This window comes from Pontibacter populi, from assembly GCF_040278685.1.
In the GTDB taxonomy this organism is placed as follows: domain Bacteria; phylum Bacteroidota; class Bacteroidia; order Cytophagales; family Hymenobacteraceae; genus Pontibacter; species Pontibacter populi.
In genome coordinates this window covers 395,251-421,424 of sequence record NZ_JBEOKT010000001.1, presented here as the reverse complement: position 1 = coordinate 421,424, position 26,174 = coordinate 395,251, and the positions used below count along the sequence as shown (strand labels likewise).

Sequence of the window (26,174 nt, the reverse complement as noted above, 5' to 3'; positions counted from 1 at the left end):
GATACCATCTACCTGGCGTTGCACAGGAGCCTGCGCCGTAGCCTGGAAAGCTGACATTATACTCACGATAATGGCTGCTACCACACAAAATACTCGGGGTGTTGTTATAGGTTGGTTATGCATAATGATGTTTTGCGCACTTGTTGCTGCGGCGCTATACTTGCTTTATTTGTGACCGGGGCACATAAGCCCGGGATGATCTTATTCTGCGGAAACCTTTAGCCAGGTTTTGCAACCTGCAATCTCTAAAGATTTTTTTAGCAAAAAAAGCTCCACTATAAAAGTGCAGCTTTTTTTGCAGATGCTTTTTACTTTATCAGCTTTTCCAGTTCCGATTTGTTAACATTAACCGGGTACTTTTCGCGGAGCTGTTTTACCCATTGCTCTTCCAGGTAATTCTGGTAATCAGAGATGGCTGCTCCACGTACTTCGTTCAGTTGTTTGTAACCTGGCTGCAATACTTTGTTTATGATCACCAGGTATTCACGACCGTTAAGTTGGGTGTTGTACGTTCCCGGTTCCCACTTCACAGCATCCACCGCCTTGTTCTCACCTTTCTGGAATTTCTTTTCGGATATCTGTACAGCTAGCGGGTTTCCTGCATTCAGGTTATCAGCAAGCGCACCAAGGTCAGATGAATATAAAGTGAACGATACCCTGCGGTTGCGGCGGCGACCAGTTTCAGTTTTATCGGGGCCGGCCTGTTTGGTTTTGCCCAGGCTGTTTATAGTTAGCTGTGCGGTTGGTACGCCTTCCTGCTGCAGGTATTCTGCAACTGCCTGCGCACGTTTCTGGGCCAGGTCTTTTGCAGCTGCTTCTTCACGGGAGTCTGTGTGGCCGTTTATATCCAGGCTAGTGTTCGGCATTTCAGTAAGCAGTTCTGCCACTTCGTTCAGTTGGGCTATGCCTTCTTTGGTAAGTGTAGCCTTGCCATTATCGAACAGTATATCCGGAATTTTAGCGGTTTTAACTGCGTAACGACGTTTATCCAATTGGCTTTGCGCAGCTTTAAGCAGGTCTTTGTTGGCAGCGCTAATAACTATAGCATCTACACGTTCGCCCCACTTATAGTTCTCTTTATTTGCTTCAAAATAAGCCTTCAGTCCAACAGAATCCTCTACTGCTTTCGACCAAACCTTTTCATCCATCATCTGGAACAACAGAATGCCGTCGTGATACTCGCGAACCAGCATACGGTAATCGGTGTGCTTGTTCTCCAGGTTGGCTCGCTCATAGTCCAGCAGGCTTTTGTTCACGAAGTTGTCGTAAAGCAGCGTCATGGCGTATTCAGGTGTTCCATTGGTACGCGGGCGCTGGTTCTCTTCTACGTAACTATAAAAGTCAGCTACAGTGTAAGGCTTGCCCTGAATGGTAAACAAGGTTGCTTTCTGCGTTTTGTCTTTCTCATTCTGTTCGAAATTCCAGGTTCCTTTCAGCAGTGCATCGTTTGCTTTGCTGAAAGCAGCTGTTTTGGCTTCAGCAACTTCAGTAAAATTATTTTCCTGGCGTATGCGCTTCAGGAATACAGCTTTGTTCAGTTCTGAGCGAGAGTCTTTTGCTACCTTATTACGCAGGTTTTGCTCCATATCTTCGTAAGGAGGCAAGCCGCGCTTCTCGATCAGTTTTATAATGTGCCAGCCATAGGGTGTTAGGGTAGGCTTTGCAATTTCGCCTTCTTTTTGTAATGCAAAAGCCGCTTCTTCAAACGCCGGGATCATACGGCCTGTACCAAACCATGGCAGTTCACCACCATTATCTGCAGTATTGTCGTCTTCCGAAAATTCTGAAGTCAGTTTGTCCCAGTTCTCGTTTCGCTGCACACGTTTGTAGATAGCATCTATGCGTTGCTTGGCTGCCAGCGAGTCGGCTTTAGGCATGCCCGGTGTAGCACGCACCATAATGTGCGCTACTTTTACTTCGCCGCGGGCAGCGCGCTTGTTGTGCACTTTTATAAGGTGGTAGCCAAAGCGGGTGCGCACCGGCATCGATAGCTGACCCGCTTCTGTGTTATAAGCAGCATTCTCAAACGGGTACACCATCTGCATGGCAGTAAAATAACCTAAGTTACCACCGTTCTCAGCTGCCGACGGGTCCTGCGAATTCTCTTTTGCCAGTTTTGCAAAGTCTTCGCCGGCCTGTGCACGCTTGCGCAACGCCATCACTTTGTTGTATGCGGCCAGCGTATCCTGCGGAGCAGCATCCGGGTCTAAGGTTATGAGTATGTGCGATGCGTTAATTTCCTGCTTCGAGCGCTCGTAAGCTTCGCGTACCAGTTTGTCGGTCACGCTGTTCTCGGTAAGGTAAGGCAGAGCCAGTTGTTCTTTGTAACCTTCCAGCTCACGGTTAAAGGCAGTGGTGGTATCCAGTCCGCGGCTCTCTGCTTCCAGTACCTTTAGTTTAAAGTTGGTGTATAGTTCGAGGTAGTCTTCGACGCTCTTTTCTGAGTAAGCGTCTTCGTTGCCCCCGTTGTTTTTCTCATACACGTATTTAAACTCGGAAGTGGAAAGTGGCTGAGAGCCAAGCGTAGCGATAGCCGGCTCTTTGCTGTTGTTCTTGTTGGATGCGGTACATCCGGCCAGAGCTAAAGCGGCTACCGCAACAAGTAGGTGATTGCTGCGCATAAGTTGTTTAAACAAAACTTGTTTCGCTGATTGATATCAGATATGCAATTTTAATTATTTTTTCTGACAGATAAGCCAAAAAACATAACTATAATCCTATTGCATGGGTTTTCGTTCCGGATAACGGACAAAGACTGTTAAAAGTGTGTGTTACAGTCTTATTTTATCTTTTTATACAGGAGGCAGGCGTTGGCGTCGCCTTTGGTCGTAAACTCAACTTTATCCATTATGCGCCGCACAAGCGCAATGCCTACGCCCCCTTTCTTACCTATCCGGACGTGCTCCAGAATATCAGGCTCTTTGTAATCATTACTTTTAAAAGCAACGCCGTTATCCGTTATCTCAAACTGAACGGCATCTTTAGGCTCCGTAATGGTAAGGTAAATGTATTTTGATGGATCTTCGTTATTGGCGTGGATGATGAGGTTGGCGCATATCTCATCCACGGCCAATACGATCTGGTTCGTCAGTACATCTGAGAGCGCGAGGCCCTGCAGATATTCCGTAACGAAATCCCGTATCAGCTTAAGGTTCTTTTTTGTACAGCTTACCCGGATGGAGTTATTCATCAGCTATGGTAATGGCTTCCTCGTAGTTAGTTACGATGGTCATGAGGAGGTCAAGGCCAAGTATCTCGAATACGTTACGCACCTTATCCTGCATGTTAAAGAAAATGAGCTTTATCTGCGCATCCTCAAAGCGCTGCAGATGCGAAATAAATACCCCCAGACCAGCAGAAGAAATATAGTTAAGATTTCTGCAGTCTACAAGTATTTTGCTGTACTTCATTATTTCCGGATCCGACAATTCCTCATCCAGTATCACGGAAGAGCTTGCGTCGAGTTCGCCATCAAGGGTCATGATGACGGTAGAGTCTTTAATATCTTGTGTTATTTTCATCGGCTACTTTACGTTATTATTATGCCTTAGGTTGAACAGGTTTAAACTTAATCACCAGCAACGTTTGATCGTCATATAGGTTGTCCGGACCGGTAAAATCTTCCAGGTCGTTGATGATGGCGCACTTAATATCTTCGGCTTCCAGGTGGTAGGTCTGCGTGAGCATATACTTCAGCCTGTCTTCTCCATATTCATCATTTGCCGCATTACGGGCCTCCACTATACCGTCGGTATAAATTACCATTACATCACCGGGGTTATAGTCGTAATACATTTCCCGCACGTGGTTGTTGTAACTTTTGTCGCGAACTATACCCAGGCCCAGACCATCTGTCTGGAAATAGAACACATCTTCCATCATGGCATTATAGTATAGCGTGTGGCAATGGCCGGCACGTGCAAACATAAAGCCCTGCATGCGGTAATCTATGATGTATAGCGAAGATGTAATAAAAGAAGTTTTCTCGAGGCAGCGGCTCAGGGCACTATTGGCCTGTTTCATGAACTCGCTTGGCGGCATATCCTGCTGCATCAGCCCATGAAAAATACCTTTCATCTGGGCCATATGAAACGCTGCCGAAATACCTTTACCTGACACGTCGCCAATAATAATAGCGATCCGGGATTCGCTTAGCTGCAGGAAATCGTAAAAGTCGCCACCTACTTCTTTGGCTGCCACGGCATGCGTCGCGATCTCGAACCAGCTGTCGGTAGGGAAGGTCTTTGGTATTAAACTTTCCTGTACCTGCGTAGCAATCTTAAGCTCTTCCTTGTAACGCTCGTTCTGTAACGATTCGGCCACCAAACGCAGGTTTTCTATAGTTAGTATAGTCTGGCTGGTAAAAGTACGGAGCACATTTACCGTCTCGCGGTCGAAGCCCTGTTCTATATCGCGGAGTAAGTACAAGGTGCCAAATACATGCTTTTTAGATTTGATCGGCAGAATGATAAGCGATTTCCAGGGTAAGGAAAGGTCACGGAAGCCGGTATTGCGATCAAGGTTATTGTTAATGTAATCGATGTTCTGGATGTTGTAGGCCATCAGCAAATGGCGGATCCGCTCGATCTGGTCGTTGTTGATATTAAGTAAATGCGATACGTGCGTGTTGTTGCCGCGTACCATTTCGAACCAAGCTGCTGTAGCATCAGACGCTTTTATGGTACTCTCGAAAAGGGTATTGTACACCTGCGACTCGTTCTGGCCCTGCTGTATAGACTGGCTTAAACGCTGGAAATTTAACAGGTCTTCGCTTTTCTGCTCAAACACACTGGATGTAGGCAAACTAAACAACGAAACCAGGAAGGCAGCCAACGTATAGGTGCCAACAAACAGCATTGCCAGCGCCAGGAAACCGACATCAGAATAATCTATAACCAGTTGCTCTGAATCAGCAAACTCCTGGAAGAACTTCGTGAAAATGTAACAGCTGACCAGTATGGCACCTAGCAGCACCAGCGACCTGCTCTTTTTGTTGAACGAGAGATATGCTACCCACTTCAGGTTAGTGCACAGAAACAAAATATAGCACCCGAACAACCCGAAAAGCGGCAGGAAAATGTAGTTGGTATAGTTGAAATTAAGCAGCGTAAGAATGAGCGTACTGAAGAGCAACAGCTCGAACCACTCCCAGGCAACCTGCAGGAATTTATTTTTATGATACAGCAGCAGCTGGCGCCATATATAAAAAGCCTTGGCAAGGAAGTAAACAAGCAACCCGAAGTTTACCTGGTACACAATGTGCAGCAGCAACGGCGATTGCAGCCGCGCATACCCTGTAGATAGTTTATAGGCAAAGTATAAGGCAATGCTGAGGTAGGCGGCAATGGCTGCTTTAGAGAACAGGTTCCAGAGATAACTGCTGAAATCGATGCCCTTTAAGTTGTTGGCGCTAAACCGCTGGAAAAAGAAAACAGAAAGGATAAAGACAATGATAAGCAGGTTGTTAATGTAGGGGAGGGCCAGTTTTATAGCACCCGGCTGACGCGCACTTTCTGCCATCAGCAGTACATTACCTAACAGCAGTACCCAGCTAACTATAGCAGCAGTAACCAACAAAGATTTTACGTTAGTCTTGTATAGCATAAAACGGAAAACCGTGCTAAGTTTTGGCAGCAACTGTTTTTGGCTGTTTGTCGTGTTTTGTTTAATGAAAGGTAAGAAAAATTTTCGCTCGTTAAACAAGGTGTTTTATCGCGTTTAGAAAAACATCCTGCATAACGTATAAAATATATAGTTGGTTGGCTTTATTTTGATACTGCTAAAGCCAACCAACTATAAAAGTAAGCATTTAAATTTTAACGGCTATAGTTTGGGGCCTCGCTTGTGATCTGCACATCATGCGGATGACTCTCGCGTAAGCCGGCTCCGGTTATTTTAACCATACGCGCTTTCTGCAGATCAGATATAGTTGGTGTACCGCAATACCCCATACCTGCCCTGATGCCGCCCACCAGCTGGTAAATAACTTCGCTCACCAAGCCTTTATAAGCTACCCGGCCAACTATACCTTCCGGTACCAGTTTGCGCGAATCTTTTTCGTTGCCCTGGAAATAACGGTCTTTCGAGCCTTCTTCCATAGCCTCTACAGAACCCATTCCGCGGTATGTCTTATACTTACGTCCTTCGTAAATAACCATCTCGCCCGGAGCCTCATCGGTACCAGCCAGCAACGATCCGATCATAACAGTGCTAGCACCGCCGCCTAAAGCTTTCACAATATCACCAGAGAATTTGATACCACCATCTGCCACAACCGGCACGCCTGTGCCTTCCAGGCCCCTGGCAGCTTCCATAACAGCTGTTAACTGTGGCACACCTATACCAGCAATCACACGCGTAGTACAGATACTGCCTGGGCCAACACCCACTTTTACAGCATCGGCACCGGCATCTGCTAAGGCCCTGGCGCCTTCAGCTGTAGCGATGTTTCCTGCTATAAGGTCTACGTTCGGGAAAAGGTCTTTTATTCTTCTGACAGCGTCCAGTACACCTTTCGAGTGGCCATGGGCGGTGTCAACACTTATCACATCCACACCGGCTTCGACCAGCGCCTGTACGCGGTCAATTACATCGGGCGTAACACCTACGGCAGCACCAACACGCAAACGACCAAATTCATCCTTGCAGGCGAAGGGTCTGTCCTTCTTCTTCAGAATATCTTTGTAAGTGATCAGGCCAACCAGTTTGCCTTCTTCATCTACTACGGGCAGTTTTTCGATCTTGTATTGCTGCAGAATGTCTTCCGCTTTTGCCAGGTCTGTACCGCGCTCCGCCGTGATCAGGTTTTTGCTGGTCATGATGGAGATAACCGGTTGGGTAAGGTCTTTCTCGAAACGCAGGTCACGGTTGGTTATAATGCCGGTCAGCTTTCCTTGGGAGTTAATGATAGGGATACCGCCTATTTTATGATCTGTCATGATCTGTACGGCATCGCCCAGGGTAGCAGTTTCTTCGAGTGTGATCGGGTCCAGGATCATGCCGCTTTCAGAACGCTTTACTTTACGCACCTGCGCCGCCTGCTTTTTGATGGACATGTTTTTGTGGATGATGCCGATGCCGCCTTCCTGTGCCATAGCAATAGCCAGGTCAGCTTCGGTAACGGTATCCATGGCAGCTGAAATAAGCGGCACGTTTATCCGGATGTTCCGTGTAAGCCAGGAAGATGTGTCAGTGTTATTTGGTAGCACCTCGGAGTAGGCCGGGAGCAGAAGCACGTCGTCGTAGGTTAGCGCTTCGAAGGCAATTTTGTTCTGATCAGAGAGCATGGCAAATAATTTAGGGGTCCTTATTTGCCGCGTAAAATTACAAAAAAAATCCCGGATTAATTTGCAACTATAGTTTAAATTATTTGAACATTGATTTTTGTGAAGGGTAACGGTTGGCGATAAGCGATTTAAGTATGGACTAAAACTATACGATACATGATGCCCGTTTGAGCGCAGCGGTGACAGGTGGTAAGACATGGCTGCTAGTCTGTAACTGGCGTTTTGCCCGAACTATAGCAAGTAGGAGTTTCAGGAGTGGCTATAGTTTGGTTGCAACTATAGTTAGGTTATCCGTTTTTAAGCGGGTCATAGCTTCAACTATAATTTATAGTTTGTCCAGTAATCAATAAACCGCCATTTCAGGGTCTACCTGTGTAGCCCAGGCATGGATGCCGCCTTTCAGGTTAAGCAGGTTCTCGAAACCAAAGCGCTGACTCAGGAAGTTTATGGCCTGTGCGCTCCGGAAGCCGTGGTGACAGATAACAACTACAGGTATATCCCTGCGGATGCGGTCGGTTTGTTTTGGCAGTTCGCCCAGTGGTATAAGGTCGCCACCCAGGTTACATATCTCAAACTCAGAAGGCTCTCTTACATCCAGTAATTGCAGTTTGTGCCCATGGGCCAGGCGCTGTTTCAGTTCCGGTGCCGTGATCTCATCCATTGTAAAGTAAATTTATAGTTGTAGCGCTTTGTTGGCTATTAAGTTTCGATTTGCAAACTTAGCAACCAATTGTAACTATAACCCTGTTGCGCCTTTAAATTCTGTACATGATTTCTCTAAATGATATTCTTTCTACACCTGCCATACCATCTGTGATCGCTATAGTTGACCTTACCCAGATCTGGGAGCAGTTTGTGAGTGGTATGATCCAGACATCGTTGTTAGAGTATGTAGCTGTAATAGCAGGTATAGTTAGTGTTTGGTACTCGCGCAAAGAAGATATCCTGGTTTACCCGATCGGCCTTATCAGTACCACTATTTATGTATACCTTAGCTTTAAATACCACCTGATAGGGGAGGCCAGCGTGAACATATACTATAGCGTGCTGAGTTTGTATGGCTGGTACCTTTGGGCAAGGCGCAATAAGCAGCACGAACATGTACTGCATATCACTTTCTCAACTCCTAAAATGTGGGCGTGGCAGCTTGCCTTCTTCGCGGTGCTGTATGTGGTAATTTACTTTAGCCTGGTTTACCTGAAAGAGGCTTTTTACCCGGGCGTGATACCATGGGGCGATGCCTTTGCCAGTGCTACCGCTTACACAGGTATGTGGCTGATGGCACGTAAAAAAGTGGAAAGCTGGTATTGGTGGATCGGTACTAACGTTGCCTCTATACCTTTGTATTTTGCAAAAGGCCTGGTATTTACCTCCGTGTTTTACTTTATACTTTTGCTGATGGCCTTCTGGGGGCTGGTAGAATGGCAACGCAGAGCCAGGCTGGCCAGGGAGCAAACTATAGTTGCCGCATAACCCATCTAGTATTTTAGTTATTTCTGTTATTTTTTATACTGTTTTATTACTATCCGAGGTGCTTTGGGTTACGTACACGAAGGTAACTGGCTGTTTTGTAAATGTAAGCCCGGTTTGTAAGTAATGTTTAACCACTTAGAGTGCCTTAACATGAAACAACGTAAACTAGAATTACCGGAAGAACTAAAGTATGAAAACAGGCTGAAATGGGGATACGAGTCTCCGGATGAGAGCCCTAAGCAGCTTTATTACAGGCAATACGGCGATAAGAAACCCAAGCAAGTGGAAGTCTATAATTTCTATGGTTATAGCTTTTCAGAATGCTAATATTTAGTGTTATAACATTTTAATATATACTTGCCCTATATAAAGGTGTTTTCCCTATCTTATTTCATCTATTTACTTTAATTATTTATTGGCTTAATACAAATTTGAGTAGTTGCCGTTAGAGTTATGGTAGCTACTCAATTTTTTATGTGGTTATAGCAAGATGAGTGTGCTCTCCTCTACAGCACACTGGTATTTAGTATAGCGTTAAGCTATTGTACAAAAGCAGCTTTCCTCCTCTACCTGCTTTAGTGATTCATTACTTTATTCACTTAAAACCTAAAATCTATAGGATACAGCATTACTGTACATAACTCACTTTGTAGCAAAACTATCTAAAATAGGACTCTCTAATGAATTTAATTAGCCTCTATAAGGGTAACAGGTATCCTTTTGCCCAAATTTTCAAGAAACCACCATGACTTCTCTCTAAACTGTGTCTGATGCAGTTAAGATTATCCTATGCCTATAATGGCAAATCTCCGCAATAACAATCCTTCGCTCTAGTATGCCAGGGAGCAATTCTGTAAATCATTTAATACACAACAATATGAAAGTTATTTACTTATGAGAAATTTTAACGATTACACGAGTAGGATAGCATATGTTCTCTCGAAGCAGCTACAGTTATCATGGCGGTTGGCTATGATGATAAGTGCATTCATTTTACTTTTTAGTACAAATGCTGACGCACAAAAGACCAAAGAAACTTTTGGAGTATCCTTTTCACAATATGCTAATGAGCCGACTAAAGAGCAATGGATTAATGGTGCTTTAATTCCGAATAACTCTCAATACTATGAAGGTACAAGTACTTTACAGCGTATAGTGCTTGTGAATATTAAAGCTACACCTGGTAATACGCATGAATTATTGTTTAAAGTACTGTCTACTAAAGGAGGTATAAACGCATATGATTTTGTAACAGGTTTTGACCAGGCTCTGAAAGACTACATGAACATTACAGGTTCTGAGATTACTAACAGTACTTTTGATATGTATAATGATGCTGAGCGACTCAGATTAGTTGCAGGTGCAAGTATTCCAAACCCTGCTACAGCTGCAATGATTACGAGTTTGTTCAGAGATGGTACCTCAGCCGTAGCTGCTGTGCCTGCGGCGAGTACATATTTAACAAAGCAATCTATTCTCGAAGGCTATGATAATGATAACTATCCTGCATTTAATGGAAAAGATAAAGATACTAAGAGAGGAGTGCAACTATATGGTGTGTCTGGAAATCCAATTACAGGAGCAGTATTAGAATTCATAGGATATTCAGCACCCGATCTTTTTGGTGACTCTTATGGTGAATATAGGCTTACGTGGGTATCTGCTTCACCAAATATACTAATACTTATGGGAGGGCATTTGTCTACCAGCGATAACTCTTCTCCTTACCCTGCATTATGGCATGGACCAAGTAAAGGCGCTGCATTCATTAGTGGTGGGCCTTACCATTTTAAACTGGAAACTTTAAATGGTATAAGCCTGGGTAATCAGGATAACCAGATACAATCTGGTGCCATTGAAGTTTTTCCTGCTGGTTGTATTTTACCTGCAGCTGGTCCATTCTGTGCAGGCACTACAAACTCACATACAGCATCTTCTGAAGGTGTGCCAGACGCAACATATGATTGGAAGCTGGACCCGGCTAACGGGGCAACATTTGTAGGTGGTGGAACAACTAAACAGACGGTTGCTACAGGAGGCGCAACATCATCATCAGTTAGTGTTATAGCTGGCACTGGTACTTATACACTAACTGTTACTGTTAGTAAAACAGGCTATATTTCAAAAACATGTAGTACACAAGTTGCTGTTAATGGTAATCCAACTATAACAGGACCTGCTATTGGGGCAGTATGTCAGGGAGCCACAACGGCATCATTCAGTTATACTGGGGTTACCAATGGAGCCAATCAATACAAAATTGTATGGGATGCGGCAGCAGTGACAGCTGGTTTAACAAGTATGTCTGATTTTGCAGCTTTACCATCTAGTCCATTTAACTTAACTATACCAGGCACATTAGCTGCTACTACCTACAATGGTACCATCTACGTCCGAAATAGCACAACTACTTGCGAAAGTGCCGGTACTGCCATTTCTTTAACAGTAAATGAAAATCCTGCTATAAATACACCGGCTATTGGAGCAATATGTGCTGGTACTACCAGTGCCTCCCTAACTTATGCAAGTGTAACAGGCGGTGCCAATCAGTATCGTATTGACTGGAATGCTGATGCCAACACTGCCGGACTAGTTGATGTTGCTTATACATCTTTACCAGCCAGCCCAATTACTATAAGCGGTACCGGGTCTTTATCTGCTGGCACATATAGTGGAACAATTTACGTGAAAAATACTAATACTACTTGCGAAAGCGCAGGAGCAGCTATCTCTTTAGTAGTAAATGGAAACCCAACGGCTTTAGCTGGAGGTGATCAGGAACTCTGCCAGGCATCATCTGGAACTACAAGGTTCACTGTAAAAGGCACTTACACTAACGGTACACCACAATGGAGCGAAACTAGTGCTAATGCAACTATAGTTAGCCAAGCCGCTGGCACTGGTGATGATGCAGGAAAATGGGTTGCAATTGTGGATATAGTTGGTTCAAATAGCGTAGTTATGACACTTACAACTACCAGTAATGCTACTCCAAGTTGCGTTTCAGCTACAGATGACTTAACCCTGACTGTAAATGCTAACCCTAATGCACCTGCAGCAGAATATTTACCGCCAGCATGCGATGAAACAGAATTTAAAGTAAAAGTAAATAGCCCGAGCGGTAATGAAGTTATTGCGGGTGCTACTTATACTTTAATGACAGGAGATAGAACAGTTGTTACTACCTTTACACCTGCCTCCTCAGCTGCCTTTACGTTTACCAGTTCAATAGCAGCAGGTGCCGGGTTTATAGTTTCTGTTGAAACCGTAGAAAGTTGTCGTTCAGGAGAATATGCTTGTCCTGCGCCTGCTGCGACTCTAAATACTAGCTCAACTAAAACTTTACAGACCTCAGACAAAATCCAGAAAGACGATGAAGTAACTGCTTACCCTGTACCTTTCTATGATAGAACAACTATAGAGTTTAAATCGGAAAGAAATGGTAAGTATGTGATCAATCTGTATGATATGAAAGGCAAGCTGGTTCGTGAATTGAAGTCTGGTACAGTAAAAGCTGGTGAAACAAAAAGTATAGAAGTGGATGGTAGAGACCTGGCTGAAGGAATGTACCTGGCTCGTATAGTTAGCGATGCCGGCTCCAAAACTGTTAAACTTTTAAAAAGAAAGTAAATATCAAAAGTAAATGCTAGTCAGGCCTGCAACAAATATATTTTGTCGCAGGCCTGATTTTTTATAATAGATATCAAGATAAGGTTTGCCTATTGATAAAAAGCAAAATGGATAAAGTAGGGTATAAGATAATTGGTATAAAAAACTGAGGAAAAGTATAGCAATCTGGGTTTGATTAACTAGCCCTTAGCTACTTTTCCCCATGGTTTTTAATAACCTCACTAGGTATTGTTTGAAACTAAAGTTCAAATTAATCAAGGATACGTACTTTAAATTAGTCAAGTAAATAGTTTATAACGCTTGCTTCTAAAGCTACAAATATCTTTTAGATAAGGCTTTAAAATTATTCGTGCTTTCTCACCATCGATAGGCCTTGAACAGGTCGGGTTATCACGCAGCTTTCTCCCTCTCTAAGCTGTTCTGTTTTAGAATAAATAATCACTTAAATCAGGATATAAGCTATAATAGAAGTGTACATCTTTTAACGTCGTGCTATTCTTCATTGTGCACTTATCCCAGCGCAGCAACAAACTATAACAAATCATACTACTTATGAAACAAAACTGCTTACTCCAAATAGGCAACAGCTATTCTTTTGCCCAAAATTTTCCACATCCACCGTAATCTTCCAGCGAGTTTTTAAAGTTACGTCCGGCTAAATTAATACTGTTGAAATAAAGCCACTATCAACCAGCTATAGCTTTACCAAACCAGAGAATCTTGAAAATCAAATTTTATTATATACAACACTATGATAGTTTTTACCATGTATAAGAAATACAATAGTTTATTTACATACTGCACGCAGTTGCAAAAAGTATGGCTCCTTATCCTAATGTTTGTTTTGCCATTAACATTGATGGCAAATAGCATTAATATCGCTAAGGCAAAAGAAAATAAGTCAGTCTTTAAAAATACCAGTAGTGATATACTCTGGGAAGCAATGGGATTATCTAAAAGCAAATTAGCTGATAAAACAATTGTTGTAGGAGGAGACTTTAGTATAGATTTTGTTGCCGCCGCACCATATACTTATGATCATAGCACTGGCGGTGGAGCCTTTGATGACCGTACAATTGGCAAAGAAAATGATGTTGTTGAATCATTGGAGGGTGGTGATTTTACTTGTGGAGACCAGGTAACTTACCTGACAGAAATTGTAGTTGCAGACGATGCTATTGGTAGCCAGACAATTGAGCTGGATTACTCATTTCTAGCCGATGCAACTGGACAGACAGGTGTTGCACTTGGGGATATTACTTATGTAGGTGTAAATTACGGGGTAATAGATGATGGTGCTGGTGATGGTCCTGGTGGAACAGATTCAGGTATAGATGATGATTACGATCCTAATTTGGGTGCACCTGGCAATGGAAATGGGAGCATAGCAACTTTATCTAATGAGCATATTACTGGTAGTGGAGAGTTATTTGATGATAACGAACTTGTAGGTACTGTTACTATTACAGATCTAGAAGCTGGGGAAACAGTAATTATTCGTATTGATGTGGAGATTTACTGTTTAATACCTAGCAGCCCTACTGGTAACTTACAAGGTGCTATAACTGCAGGTAGAGTTCCGACATTTTCAGGAAGAAATGGTGTCATTTCAATTGGTAATCAAACTGTGCCGTTCAAAAACGTTAACCTTATTGGCCAGGGAGCTTGTACCTTAAATGATTATGCAGCTGTTTGCGAAGGCGATATACAGAACTATACTGCAACATCAAGTGCTACAACAACATCTGTTTTTGCGTGGACTCTGACTGGTGATGCCGTATTTGTTGATGCGAACGGTGCTACAATTTCTAACCCTGGCAACTCTGCAACTGCACGTGTAAAAGCTACAGCTCCTACCGGAGGCGCGGCCACAGGCTGCTATAAAGTTGTTGTATCTGTAACTGCGGACCAGCACACAGCTGTAGAATGTTGCGATCTGGTTACAGTTAATGCAATACCTCCAGCGCCAACTGTATCCATTACTGAACCATCAATTTGTGGTACAACACCATACGGTAGTGTTACTGTAACATGTCCTCTCAATCCATCAACTGGTGATCCTATCTATGAATACCAGAACGGCAGCACTGGCGCATGGCAAACAAGCCCTATTTTTGGTAGTATTGCTGCTGGTGCACAATTCAGTATAAGAGTGAGAAGAATCGGTACAAGCTGTACTTCAGCAGCAACTGATTGTACTAACTATACTACAAGAACTTGTACAACTCCTTCACTAGGCTCTTGCGGATTGACAGCTTGCCCAACAAGCGGTACAACTTCACTACAATCTGAGTCTTCAAGCTCTTTAAAAGGTATTACTGGAGAGAAAGAGAGAGACATTACAGCCTACCCGGTTCCTTTCCGAGACAGAGCCAATATAGAATTCAAATCAGAGCGAAGTGGTAATTATGCTATCAACCTGTATGATAGTAAAGGCAAGCTGATCAAAGAATTAAAAGCTGGTAAAGCAAAAGCTGGTCAATTGCAAAGTATAGAAGTGGATGGCAGAAACCTGCCTGAAGGTATGTACTTTATACGCGTAGTAGATGGTATGGGCTCACGTACTGTAAAACTGTTGAAAAAAGAATAGAATTTTTAAACCATAAAGTAAAGAAGAGCCGGGAGTTCATAACTTCCGGCTCTTCTTTTTTGGGTTTAAGCGAAGGCCTCTACAAGGCCCGCATGATCAGCGACTTTGGAACAGATCAATGAAACTGTTGCTAAAACCCGTGAGTAAGAAACAGTAAGGAAATCATTAATAAAAATATAAGATGTTAATATTGTACTTTGTCAATTGCGTTTGCCCCTGCTATAGGTCTGTTCCCCAAGCTATAGTTTAGCTATACTATAAACTATAATTCATATAGTACAAAAATATCTTTTAACCGTTAAAATATGTGTGAGTTATGTAACTGTATTTAGTTCACTCCGATCAAAGGTGCTACCTCTACCTGGCACGACTCCTACTACTGTCTTTGGATAAACTTCCAGGCAGGGTTGAATATAATAGCTGGTTATTTTCTTGATCAGCTTTTTATGATGGTGGTGTGTATCAGTGCAAAATTTAACCTGATGTATTTTTAAAGATCTGGTATAGTTCTTTCTGCTCTTGTATCAACTAAACGGAGCACTAACATCTTATTTATAGTTTCAATTATGAAAATACTTTGCCTCTACAAAAAAGGCAATAGCTACCCTATTGTCTTAATTTTTAAGAAACCTCCCTGATATACAAGATAAGCTATTTCTTGTAAAGCTGACTGTATAAACCTTTTAACTTCCTTTTACACAAGAATAAGAACCTCAAACTATAGCTCTGGAATATAGAGAGCATTACTGCCTGAATATTTATAACAAATACTATGAAAACTTTTTACTTATGAAAAACAATTTTAATTACACGAGCAGAGCAGGTAACGTTCTGTCGGAGCAGCTGCAGTTATTATGGCGTTTTGCTATGGTAGTGGTAGCTATTTTTGCTTTTTCAGCTAATGCCAATGCGCAAACACCCAATCTTCCAGATCCAGATGACTGTAACTCAAATGATCTTAGAGTACTCAGTGCTTCATTAAGCGGTACAGGTTGTATAACTTGTACACCTGGAGAGCCTCTAACGTCAAATTTGACATTTAGAATTGAAAATACGACCGAATCTGATAGGACAGCATATGCCTATTGGGGTACTCTGGTAATTAAGGATGCAAATGGGAATGTTATAAGCAGCACTCAAATAAGTGACTGTAATGATGATGGTTTTCCTGGTGGTACAATTCAAACCCTTATAAGTATTCCAATTACCTATAATTGTGGCAACCAAGTAGAAATCCAAAACTTTTATGGAGCCTGGACCCCTGCATCTGATATTGCAGCCAATCAATGTCCCGCAATAACCGAAAATCCTGATAAGATTGCTCCAAAATGCGATGCTATACCTGTGCTGCCAATTAGAACACCAGTTGTAGCAGCAGCCGGCCCTGACTTTTCTATAACCTGTATAGATAATCCAAACGGTAAACAAATAGGCGAGGCACCTCAAACAGGATTTACGTATTCATGGACTCCTACTACTGGTTTAAGCGCTGCAAACGTTAGTAATCCAACTGCTAATCCAAGCACAACAACAACTTATACTGTTACTAAGACAAGAACAGCAGATAACTGCTCTGATACCGACCAGGTAACAGTAACTGTTAATAACGCAGCTGTTACAGCTTATGCCGGAGAAGATTTTACAAAAACCTGTACAACTAACGCTTCTGGTAAGCAGATAGGAGAAGCCTCGGATGCAGCGTTTACTTATTCATGGGTACCAGCTGCGGGCTTAAGCGCTACTAATATCAGTAACCCAATAGCTAATCCAACAGAACCCACAACTTATACAGTTACCAAAACAAATCTTTCATCAGGGTGCTCTGATACTGATCAAATAGTTGTAGATGTGGATATAACTCCATCAGGCATCCCTGGTGGTGTTGACGTTGACAGATGCGGCCCTGGTAGTGTTACCCTTGCAGTAGAAAGTCCACTAAATGGTGTAACCTATAAATGGTATGACGTTGCCTCAGGCGGCACCGCACTTACTCCTGAAGGGCCAACTTATAATACTGGGAATTTAACTGCAACTAAATCATTCTGGGTAAGCGCTACTTCGGCAAACGGTTGCGAAAGCTCCCGCACTGAAATTGTAGCTATCATTAGAACTCCTGCCACAGCAGATGCCGGAGGTGACCTTACTGCTTGTCAGTCAGCTACACCATCAGCTATAACTTTATCCGGAGCCGATGTTGGCGGCGGGGCTACAACCGGTGCATGGTCTATTATTTCAGGTGGCGGTACGTTGAGCAGCACTGCCCAAACTGCTAATCCAGAAACTGTAACTTATACACCAGCAGCTAACTATAGTGGTCCAGTTGTTTTAAGGCTTACTACCAACAATCCTGATGGCGCATGTCCGGCTGTTTATGATGAGAGAACTATTAACATTGGAACAGCGGCAACAGCTGAGGCTGGGGCACAGCTTTATGCATGTCAGTCTGGCAGTCCATCAGCTATTACTCTTGCCGGAGCCAGTGTAGGCGGCGGTGCTACAACCGGAGCTTGGTCTATTATTTCAGGTGGCGGTACACTAAGCAGCACTGCCCAAACTGCTAGCCCGGCTACTGTAACTTATACTCCGGCAGCTAACTTCTACGGTACAGTTACTTTACGACTAACAACCAATGACCCTGCAGGTGATTGTATTGCTGCTACTGATGACAGAATCATTACCATTAACCAGGCAGTTATAGCAGAGGCGGGAGGTAACATAACTCGTTGTCAATCTACATCTGAGCAAATAATAGCACTTACCGGTGCAAGTGTTACAGGTGGCGCTACAACCGGAACCTGGTCAATTACTTCTGCTACACCAGCTGCTGGGGTTACCTTAACCAATAATACAGTAGCAAGCGGAAGTTTAACCATTGCAGCAAACTATACTGGTGTCATAAACCTGACACTGACAAGTGCCGATCCGGATGGTGCAGGACCTTGCGTAGCCGATACAGATACCAGAACTGTGACAATAGGACCAGCTGCTGTCGTAGATGCAGGTAACCCTATTACCAGATGTCAATCTGCAACTTCACAGGCAATTGCTTTAACCGGAGCTAGTATAACCGGTGGCGCTTCAACTGGTACCTGGACAATCTTGTCTTCTGTTCCGGCCAATGCAGGAAATGTGCTGAGTAACAATACTTATGCAAGTGGCAGCCTGACAGTGGCAGCTAACTACTACGGAGTTATTACTTTACAACTTACCAGTGCTGATCCTGATGGTGCCGGTCCTTGCCAAGCAGCAGTTGATACCAGAACTGTAACTATCTACCAGAATCCTACAGTTATGGTTTCTGCTGGTACATCAACTTGTATCAATAATGTGCCTACTGTAACTATAACTGCAACCCCTAGCGGTGGCTCTGGAACTGGTTACATGTATGACTGGACCGTACCTATGGGTGCTGTAGATCCTGGAAACGTTGCCAGCTTTAACGCTACTGTGGCAGGTACCTATAGTGTAATTGTTACAGATAGCAGAACTTGTAGTGGAAGTGGCTCTGTGGTACCGTTATTTGTGCCTTGCGAAATGCTTGAAGGATGTACTCCTGGTTACTGGAAACAGTCTCAACACTTTGGAAACTGGGGTTGCAACTATGTGCCTACAGGAACTAATGCTACGCTGTTCTCGACTGCTCTTGGTTTAACTTCTGCTCAGATGACGCTCAGAGGCCTGCCTACTAACTTAACATTACTTCAGGCACTTAACCTGAATGGTGGTAAATTCTATGCTTTGGCCCGTCATGCAGCAGCAGCTATTCTGAACTCTTGCGCTGATGTAAACTATAAGTATACCGCAGCTCAAATCAGAACGATGGTTAAGACAGCATTTACTTCTGGTAACTGGTCGACAGCTCATAACAACCTGTCAGCAGCCAACGAAATGGGTTGTCCGTTGGGAAGAGCACCTTTGGCCACTACATCTAAAACAAATGGTCTGAAAGGTATCGAGACCACTACTGATCAAATCACTGCTTACCCAACACCGTTCTCAGACAGAGCGATCGTTGAGTTCAGAATGGCAGCGGATGAGGATTACGTGGTGAACCTGTATGACATGAAAGGATCGCTTGTGAAACAACTGAAAGCAGGTTCAGCGAAAGCCGGAGAGCTGCAGCAGGTTGAAGTAAACGGTAAAGGTTTAGGCGAAGGTCTTTACATTGCCCGTATGATCAGCGACTCCGGAGCCAGATCAGTGAAACTGTTGCTTAAACGTGAATAACAAACAGTAAGGAGCTGTTTATAAAAACAAGGCAGGGTGCCTGGAATCTTTCCAGGCACCCTGCCTTGTTTTTATAGTAGCTATTTATAACTGGTGATTACCATCAACTATAGTTCTCTACTCATGCAAAAGCACATAGCCATCACCCAGTGTCTTCTCACTAAGTTTTTAAGTCGTTTAACTGACTATATATATACCTATACTATATAATGCTATCTATTTGTTTATTTTAGTGCAAAAAAATAAAGATATAGCACCATTATTTACGTACTCTACTTTATAGTCCGGCTTTAGCATTAAGGCTGTACTATATATAGCTGTTCCTCTACACACTATACCTATACCCTGATAGGCCCCACAGCTGTTTTGCTGCGGGTAATTACTCATTTGTTAACTATAACAGCATGGTAAAAATCTATTCATGGGTTGATCTCCTCAGCTTGCATCTTTCTTTTATTCTGTTCCGGCATCAGGTCATGTTGCCACAAGCTCTCCTGTGTGCTTACTGAAGCTGATCAATAGGCTGAATCGCAACCAAAACAATTAACTATGACAAACCTCTACATCTGTCAGAAGGAGATGCACTCCTTTGTCAAACAGGCACATCGGCCCCCATAGGGAACACTTATTCTAAACTATACAACACAGCAGGTAACTACAGGCGCTTATGCCTGGCTGCAGCACCCTGCTCCTGACTGAGGAGTGATAAATGAATAACTGTTTTAAAAACTATGATAAACAATTACCGATGAAGAAATTCGACAATCAATCGTGTCCGAAGGGACATACATTAAAAGAACATCTGCAAAAGGTCTGGCTCATACTCTGTATACTGGCTGTGCCTTTTACCCTGCAGGCTGAGGCTGGCAAAAACATAAAAGCCGAACCTACCGGTAACGTATCCAAAAATTACCAGCACTGGGCCGATGTAGATGCAGAATGGAACGGCGATATACTAAGTGCGCAGAAGTCAGACTATTTTGAAGGAGAAGTAATACCGCATGTTTATGTAGTAGAAGCTTCACAATCTACGCCACTGGTTAATGGCCAGACCTATACCATGGACGTGAACATGAATTACTTCCAGAGTAATACCAACTCCGGAGGTTTTGCACACATGACCACGTACAACATCAGCCGGTCTCCGGGCCTATTGCCTAATGCCTCGGGGCTTACTCCAACCGCAGATGCTACTTTTACAGGTGCGGGTATGGAGGGCGTTTTCTATACTGTTGATGCAGATATCGTTTCAGTATCACGCTCAATACCTGCTGGCAGCAGTACAAAAGACCAGACCGTTACCATCACCTGGATCTACACAGGTACCACTACCACTACAGGTATAGCTGAGATCTACTTTGGGCTTTACATTGCGGAGCCGGGACAGGTGCCGGACCAGGGAATGGGCGAAACGGATGGTGCATCTGCCTGGACAGGCGGCTCGTTGCAGACAACCGTTAATGATGCTGTTTTCGGAGGTGGTGCTTTATCTATACAGTTAGCGCCGTCTGCCATAATACGAGGAACTATAAGCGGTTTAAAATACAGCGACCTGAACAATAACGGCAACCAGGATGCCGGCGAACCTACCTTAGCAGGCTGGAAGATTTACCTTGACCTGAATAACAACGGAACCTGGGAAGAAGGTGAGCCATGGGAGCTTACCGCTGCCGATGGAACTTATAGTTTCTCAGTAATTCCGGATGCCGACAGAAGTGATATTGATAACGACCCGTACATTGTGCGCGAGGTGCAACAAGCAACTTATACGCAAACAGAGCCGGTTAACCCAAACTATTATTCTATAGTTGTTACTGCGGCTGCACCGGTACACACAGGTAAAGACTTCGGTAACTTCGTTTGTATCAACCCGGAAATAAATACACCGGCCATTGGTGCAGTTTGCCAGGGAGCTACTTCTGCTTCTGTAAGCTATGCCAGTGTTTCAGGGACACCAGACCAATACAGCATCGACTGGAATGCAGCGGCTAACATGGCCGGATTGGTAGATGTTGCCTACACAGCTTTACCTGCAAGTCCGTTTACAATTGCTATACCAGGCAACTTAGCTGGAACTACTTATACAGGTACCATTTATGTGCGTAACAGCGGAACCAACTGTGTAAGCAGCGGCACCCAGATCACGTTAACTATAAACCCTACGCCAGCAGTGTTCGGGTTATCGGCAACAGGTTATTGCGCCGGATCAGCTGCGCTGGGCACTATCACGCTGGCAGATTCTGAATCAGGAGTGAACTACCAGCTTTACACATCTGCTGGTGTAGCCGTACAGACAGCAAAGTCAGGGACTACTGAAGCTTTGGTTTGGACAGGCGTAACAGTCGGCACCGGTTACTATATAGTAGCAACGGGTACAGGTAACTGCACCAGCACTACCGGAACTATAAATATTACTGCTAACCCACTTCCTAATGTAAATGCTGGAGCCGATAAGCAACTTACCTGCACAACCAAATCTGTAATACTTGACGGTTCTTCTACTACAGCAGGGGTGACTTACTCATGGACGGGACCGGGAGATTTTATGTCTGCAGAGGCTACTCCAACGGTAAGTAACGCTGGTATCTATACGCTTACTGTAACTAACACAGCAACTGGTTGTACCGCGACTGATGAGGTGGAGGTAACAGTTAATGATGATCTGCCGGAAGTATCGATTGGTACTAACGGTCAGACGACGACCCTCCTCACCTGTAATGTTCCGACTATTACCTTAACTGCCGCTGCAAGAGTGAATGGTGAGTTAAATCCGGCTTATGTTACATTGAGTTGGACAGGCCCGAATGGGTTTACATCATCTGCACAGCGTATAGAAGTATCAGTAGCAGGAACTTATGTTCTGACGGCGACCAATACCCAGAATGGCTGTTCGGCAACTGCTTCCATAGTAGTGTATGCCCCTGTTTATCCGAATGCAAGTGCAGGACCAGATAAGGTGTTAACTTGTACTCAATCAACTGTCATGTTAGAAGGCTCATCAACGCATTTCGAGGGATGGGCAAGCTATACCTGGGTTGCAAGTAATGGCGGTAACATCGTTTCAGGTGGTCATACCTTAACTCCTATAGTTGACAAGGCTGGTACTTACACATTAACTGTAAGAGACAGCAGAGGTGGTTGTGAAACTTCAGACGAAGTAGTAGTAACTGAGGATAAAGAGATACCTCATATAAGTGTTACTACAGATGAAAAACCAATACTCACCTGTACCAATTCTGACATAAGTTTTAGGAGTTATTCATCGACGGAAGGTGCAACTTTTTTATGGACAGGTCCAAATGAGTTTACCACTACTGAACAAAGCTTTACAGCTACGGTGGCTGGGGATTACACTTTAACCGTAACAAACCCGCGAAATGGATGCACGACATCGGCAACAATCACAATTACTGATGGGGATAATTTGCCAGTCGTAAATGCAGGTCCAGATAAAGTATTAACCTGTACAACGACTTCAGTAACACTTGAAGGTTCAACCGACTCCAGTCCTGCAGGTTATTTGTGGAGTAGTGCTGATGGGACTACTATTTCCGTGGGGAGAACTGCAATAGTTGATAAGCCTGGTGTGTATACACTAAGAGTGACTAATATTTACACTGGTTGTGTTAGTACTGACGAAGTTGTAGTAACCGAGGACAAAGCCTTACCAAACATCAGTGCGCAAGGCGGTACGCTTAGCTGCGAAACTGGTACATTACAACTGATGGGTGCATCTACTACAGCGGGCGCTACCTATACTTGGACTGGTCCGGAAGGCTATAGTTCTACTGCACAGAATCCTACAGTAAATATGGCCGGCGAGTATACCTTAACGGTTATGAACCCTGAAAATGGTTGTAGGGCCAGTGCCACGGTAACTGTACATCCGCAGCCAGTGGTGCCGCAGCCGGAGGTTGTATGCTACACAATGAACTTCGAGGAGAACGAGACAGGGTTTATTTCTTCTGCAAGCACAGGAGCTGGCGTTGTGAACATTTTCAACTATAAACGCAACGTGGATGGCACTTATGCCCAGGAGAACCATGCTTCCATATTCGATACCGGAAATCCGACCGGAGATGACCTTGATCTTTGGACGCCGGATTGGGGCCATGTGCTGATCATTAACCAGGATATGAACCCTGAGCCGAACGACAACGCTTGGGGCGGTGAAATGACACTGGATTTCTCTGAGATCGGTCCGGTAACTATGACATCCCTGAAAGCGCTCGACTTTGATCTGTATGAGAACAACTCATGGATTTACCTGTACGATGGCAAAGGCAACGAGCTGTATAAAGTGCAGATACAGAGCCTGGGCAACATGAGCCAGCAGGTAGTGGATCTGGGCAACACGAAAGGTGTAATGTACATGCGCGTGATACTGGATGGCTTTAACGAGCACCATATGCTGGCCGGTTCAGGTGCTATAGACGACATCAAGTTCTGTGTTGAAACTGAAGCTGAAGCACCTTGTGAAACTGTTGAGCCAACCAACGAAATCCAGGCCTCAGCCTTCCCAATGCCGTTCTCTGATCGTACTACCATTGAGTTTACAGCAACCGAGTCTCAGGACTATATTATTCAGCTGTTCGACGCAAAAGGCAGAATGATACGTGAACTTACATCCGGTAAAGCCAGAGCAGGAGAGCGGGTTACTGTTGAAGTTGATGCAAGCGACCTGCCAAACGGTATGTATATTGCCAACATCATAGGCAAAACCGGAATTAAAAAGTCGGTTAAACTAATCAACAAAAAGTAGTTTAGCTAAACTATAGAACACCTTAAACTGCCCTGTAGCTTCTGGCTGCAGGGCAGTTTTTTTATAGTTGGGTCAGTAACTATAAGCGGCTGCATTTTTTTAGCGTACTTTGCTTTATGCTGAAGATCGCAATTACAGGACCGGAGTCTACGGGCAAATCTACTTTATCAGAGCAGCTGGCTGGCCATTACCAAACGGTTTGGGTACCTGAATATGCTCGCACATATATTGGTAACCTTGGTCGGGAGTATACTATAGATGATATTGAAGCGATAGCCCGCGGGCAACTGCAGTTAGAAGAGCAAATGCAAACTATAGCCGCAACTATACTTATATCCGATACCGACCTGCTGGTGCTGAAGATCTGGAGCGAACATGCCTTTGGCCGGTGCCCCGATTTTATAGTTGATAAATTACAGCATCAGGACTACAACCTTTACCTGCTGATGGGCGTTGATTTGCCGTGGGAGCCTGATCCGCAGCGCGAGCATCCGCACCTCCGGCAATACTTTTACGACTGGTATAAACGTGAACTGGAAGCCTTGCAGGTGCCATTTGCCGAGGTCGGCGGGCAGCAGCAGGAGCGTTTCCGGAATGCAACCCAACACATAGATGCGCTTTTGAAGCAGCACAAACTATAAAAAGACATACATGCTATATTTCTTACAGAACGAAAACTATAAAGTGGGTGTAGAGAGCCTTGGCGCCGAACTGCAGCACTTTATAAAATTAGATGAGCAACTCGAGTTTATCTGGCAGGCCGACCCGAATGTGTGGGCAAGCCATGCCCCGAACCTGTTTCCTATAGTTGGCGAATTGCCGGATGCCATGTATAAGTACCAGGGCAAAACCTACCCGATGTTACGCCACGGCTTTGCGCGCCACAAAGAGTTTAAACTGGTAGATGAACATCACGATAAACTGGTATTTGAACTTACCCACGACGATGAAACGCTGGCGCAATACCCGTTCAAGTTTACGCTGCTGGTTGCCTATATACTGGAGTGGAACAAATTATCGGTAACGTACCTGGTGCGCTGCGACGATGTGCATACCATGTACTTTTCAGTTGGTGGTCACCCGGGCTTTAATGTGCCTTTTTACCCGAACGAGAACTATACCGATTATTACCTGGAGTTTGAGCAGGAAGAAACCCTGAGCCGTCACTTATTAAACGCGAAGGGCCTGCAGAACGGCGATACCGAACGTGTATTGCAGCAGGAGCGCGTACTTCATCTTAACCATGACTACTTTGAGAAAGATGCCCTGGTCTTTAAAAACCTGAATTCTGAAAAAGTAACTCTCTCGAGCATTACCAACCCACGATCAATAGAAATAGAGTTTCAGGGATTTCCTTATCTGGGTGTGTGGGCGAAGCCGGGGCCATCGCAGTTTGTGTGCATAGAGCCCTGGTGTGGCATTGCAGGCCGGGTAGGAGAGAGCGGGGAGTTGGAGGAAAAAGAAGGCATACAGGAATTAAGGCCTAAACAAGCGTTCGAGCGCACCTTCACCATTACTATTCTATAGACTGAACTATAAACAAAAAGCCCTGCCAACTATACATTGGCAGGGCTTTTTGTTTTACATCTTAATGTAAAGACGGTTCCGGAAGCTTCGGTAATGTTATGGTTCTGAAGTCATATCTTGGTTCAAAATCATTTACCGGCAGCGATATTCCAGGCGGAAGATCCAGATCTGGCAGGCCGTCGCCTAATGGTTCTCCTCCGTCGTCATCGCTGTCTGATGATGGCGGGTGATTGAACTTTGTACGTGGCGAAAAGGCGTAGTAAGCCAGTATAGTAAGCAAAGCTAAAGTATACAGTAAGCTGATCATCATCACGTTTTCGACTTAAATTATTTTCTGTTCAGCTGGCATATCTTCTTGATTTGGCTGTAGTTAAGGTCAGATGCAGGAAAATGTGCCTGTTTCTTTTAAAACGTACTTTAGGTGTTAGGGTTTGTCTATTGGCTAAAAAAATTCCTATTTATCTGAATTTTATTATATAATTATATTTCTATAAAGTAGAACGCGTTTTTTTTAATCCAAAATAAAGCGATACTTTTGCTGGCAGTAGGGGTGCCTTATAATAACGGGCTGAGATCATACCCATTGAACCTGTACGGGTAATGCCGTCGTAGGGAAACAAAAGGGAAACACAAAAAGCAGCATGCTAACCCCTGGCATAACTGTATGTGTCATTTATCT

General features: G+C 44.0%; 15 protein-coding genes and 1 riboswitch. Of the genes, 8 read left to right on the top strand and 7 right to left on the bottom strand.

Features of this window, described 5'->3' with window-relative positions; genetic code table 11:
* Window positions 1-308: 308 nt before the first annotated feature.
* The 6 genes from ABS362_RS01730 to ABS362_RS01705 all read right to left on the bottom strand — a co-directional run bounded on the left by ABS362_RS01730 (window position 309) and on the right by ABS362_RS01705 (window position 7,947).
* Entirely contained in the window at window positions 309-2,621 is a 2,313-nt protein-coding gene (locus tag ABS362_RS01730; protein WP_350410436.1) for a peptidylprolyl isomerase, read from the bottom strand.
* Window positions 2,622-2,779: 158 nt separating this feature from the next.
* A complete protein-coding gene (locus ABS362_RS01725; RefSeq protein WP_350410434.1) occupies window positions 2,780-3,190 on the bottom strand; it encodes an ATP-binding protein in 411 nt (136 codons plus the stop codon).
* Window positions 3,183-3,521 carry an STAS domain-containing protein gene (locus ABS362_RS01720; RefSeq protein ID WP_350410432.1) on the bottom strand — a complete coding sequence of 113 codons (339 nt, stop codon included), beginning with the start codon at window positions 3,519-3,521 and terminating at the stop codon, window positions 3,183-3,185. The genes ABS362_RS01725 and ABS362_RS01720 overlap by 8 nt, the downstream gene beginning before the upstream one ends.
* Before the next feature lie 19 nt (window positions 3,522-3,540).
* Complete coding sequence (locus ABS362_RS01715; RefSeq protein ID WP_350410430.1) at window positions 3,541-5,604, bottom strand: GAF domain-containing SpoIIE family protein phosphatase; 2,064 nt, start codon at window positions 5,602-5,604, stop codon at window positions 3,541-3,543.
* 212 nt (window positions 5,605-5,816) lie between these two features.
* Window positions 5,817-7,286: an IMP dehydrogenase gene (gene guaB, locus ABS362_RS01710; protein WP_350410428.1), complete on the bottom strand. Its 1,470-nt coding sequence runs from the start codon at window positions 7,284-7,286 to the stop codon at window positions 5,817-5,819.
* A gap of 343 nt (window positions 7,287-7,629) precedes the next feature.
* Window positions 7,630-7,947, bottom strand: a complete 318-nt coding sequence (locus ABS362_RS01705; protein WP_350410426.1) for a rhodanese-like domain-containing protein — start codon at window positions 7,945-7,947, stop codon at window positions 7,630-7,632.
* Window positions 7,948-8,054: 107 nt separating this feature from the next.
* Between ABS362_RS01705 and pnuC the strand changes: the two genes are divergently transcribed.
* From pnuC to ABS362_RS01665, 8 genes are all read left to right on the top strand, one after another.
* Window positions 8,055-8,759, top strand: a complete 705-nt coding sequence (gene pnuC, locus ABS362_RS01700) for a nicotinamide riboside transporter PnuC (RefSeq protein WP_350410425.1) — start codon at window positions 8,055-8,057, stop codon at window positions 8,757-8,759.
* 150 nt (window positions 8,760-8,909) lie between these two features.
* Window positions 8,910-9,086 (top strand): hypothetical protein, encoded by a 177-nt coding sequence (locus ABS362_RS01695; protein WP_350410424.1) that lies wholly within the window; start codon window positions 8,910-8,912, stop codon window positions 9,084-9,086.
* A 567-nt stretch (window positions 9,087-9,653) separates the two neighbouring features.
* Window positions 9,654-12,389 (top strand): T9SS type A sorting domain-containing protein, encoded by a 2,736-nt coding sequence (locus ABS362_RS01690; protein ID WP_350410422.1) that lies wholly within the window; start codon window positions 9,654-9,656, stop codon window positions 12,387-12,389.
* A 766-nt stretch (window positions 12,390-13,155) separates the two neighbouring features.
* Window positions 13,156-14,979, top strand: coding sequence for a T9SS type A sorting domain-containing protein (locus ABS362_RS01685; protein WP_350410421.1), 1,824 nt, complete (start codon window positions 13,156-13,158; stop codon window positions 14,977-14,979).
* A gap of 1,344 nt (window positions 14,980-16,323) precedes the next feature.
* Entirely contained in the window at window positions 16,324-19,206 is a 2,883-nt protein-coding gene (locus ABS362_RS01680) for an Ig-like domain-containing protein (protein ID WP_350410419.1), read from the top strand.
* Window positions 19,207-19,954: 748 nt separating this feature from the next.
* Window positions 19,955-23,968: a T9SS type A sorting domain-containing protein gene (locus tag ABS362_RS01675; RefSeq protein ID WP_350410417.1), complete on the top strand. Its 4,014-nt coding sequence runs from the start codon at window positions 19,955-19,957 to the stop codon at window positions 23,966-23,968.
* Between the two features lie 116 nt (window positions 23,969-24,084).
* The gene (locus ABS362_RS01670; RefSeq protein ID WP_350410415.1) at window positions 24,085-24,609 is read left to right on the top strand and encodes an AAA family ATPase; all 525 of its coding nucleotides are present in this window, start codon (window positions 24,085-24,087) and stop codon (window positions 24,607-24,609) included.
* Between the two features lie 10 nt (window positions 24,610-24,619).
* Window positions 24,620-25,495, top strand: coding sequence for an aldose 1-epimerase family protein (locus tag ABS362_RS01665; protein WP_350410413.1), 876 nt, complete (start codon window positions 24,620-24,622; stop codon window positions 25,493-25,495).
* A gap of 61 nt (window positions 25,496-25,556) precedes the next feature.
* Here the strand turns inward: ABS362_RS01665 and ABS362_RS01660 are convergent, their stop codons facing one another.
* Window positions 25,557-25,805, bottom strand: a complete 249-nt coding sequence (locus ABS362_RS01660; RefSeq protein ID WP_350410411.1) for a hypothetical protein — start codon at window positions 25,803-25,805, stop codon at window positions 25,557-25,559.
* A 226-nt stretch (window positions 25,806-26,031) separates the two neighbouring features.
* Window positions 26,032-26,128, top strand: a riboswitch (TPP riboswitch).
* Window positions 26,129-26,174: the final 46 nt, after the last annotated feature.

Bases quoted from the DNA above. Each gene is read 5' to 3' on its own strand.
- ABS362_RS01730 (WP_350410436.1), bottom strand. From the start codon at position 2,621: ATGCGCAGCAATCACCTACTTGTTGCGGTAGCCGCTTTAGCTCTGGCC.
- ABS362_RS01725 (WP_350410434.1), bottom strand. From the start codon at position 3,190: ATGAATAACTCCATCCGGGTAAGCTGTACAAAAAAGAACCTTAAGCTG.
- ABS362_RS01720 (WP_350410432.1), bottom strand. From the start codon at position 3,521: ATGAAAATAACACAAGATATTAAAGACTCTACCGTCATCATGACCCTT.
- ABS362_RS01715 (WP_350410430.1), bottom strand. From the start codon at position 5,604: ATGCTATACAAGACTAACGTAAAATCTTTGTTGGTTACTGCTGCTATA.
- guaB (WP_350410428.1), bottom strand. From the start codon at position 7,286: ATGCTCTCTGATCAGAACAAAATTGCCTTCGAAGCGCTAACCTACGAC.
- ABS362_RS01705 (WP_350410426.1), bottom strand. From the start codon at position 7,947: ATGGATGAGATCACGGCACCGGAACTGAAACAGCGCCTGGCCCATGGG.
- pnuC (WP_350410425.1), top strand. From the start codon at position 8,055: ATGATTTCTCTAAATGATATTCTTTCTACACCTGCCATACCATCTGTG.
- ABS362_RS01695 (WP_350410424.1), top strand. From the start codon at position 8,910: ATGAAACAACGTAAACTAGAATTACCGGAAGAACTAAAGTATGAAAAC.
- ABS362_RS01690 (WP_350410422.1), top strand. From the start codon at position 9,654: ATGAGAAATTTTAACGATTACACGAGTAGGATAGCATATGTTCTCTCG.
- ABS362_RS01685 (WP_350410421.1), top strand. From the start codon at position 13,156: ATGTATAAGAAATACAATAGTTTATTTACATACTGCACGCAGTTGCAA.
- ABS362_RS01675 (WP_350410417.1), top strand. From the start codon at position 19,955: ATGAAGAAATTCGACAATCAATCGTGTCCGAAGGGACATACATTAAAA.
- ABS362_RS01670 (WP_350410415.1), top strand. From the start codon at position 24,085: ATGCTGAAGATCGCAATTACAGGACCGGAGTCTACGGGCAAATCTACT.
- ABS362_RS01665 (WP_350410413.1), top strand. From the start codon at position 24,620: ATGCTATATTTCTTACAGAACGAAAACTATAAAGTGGGTGTAGAGAGC.
- ABS362_RS01660 (WP_350410411.1), bottom strand. From the start codon at position 25,805: ATGATGATCAGCTTACTGTATACTTTAGCTTTGCTTACTATACTGGCT.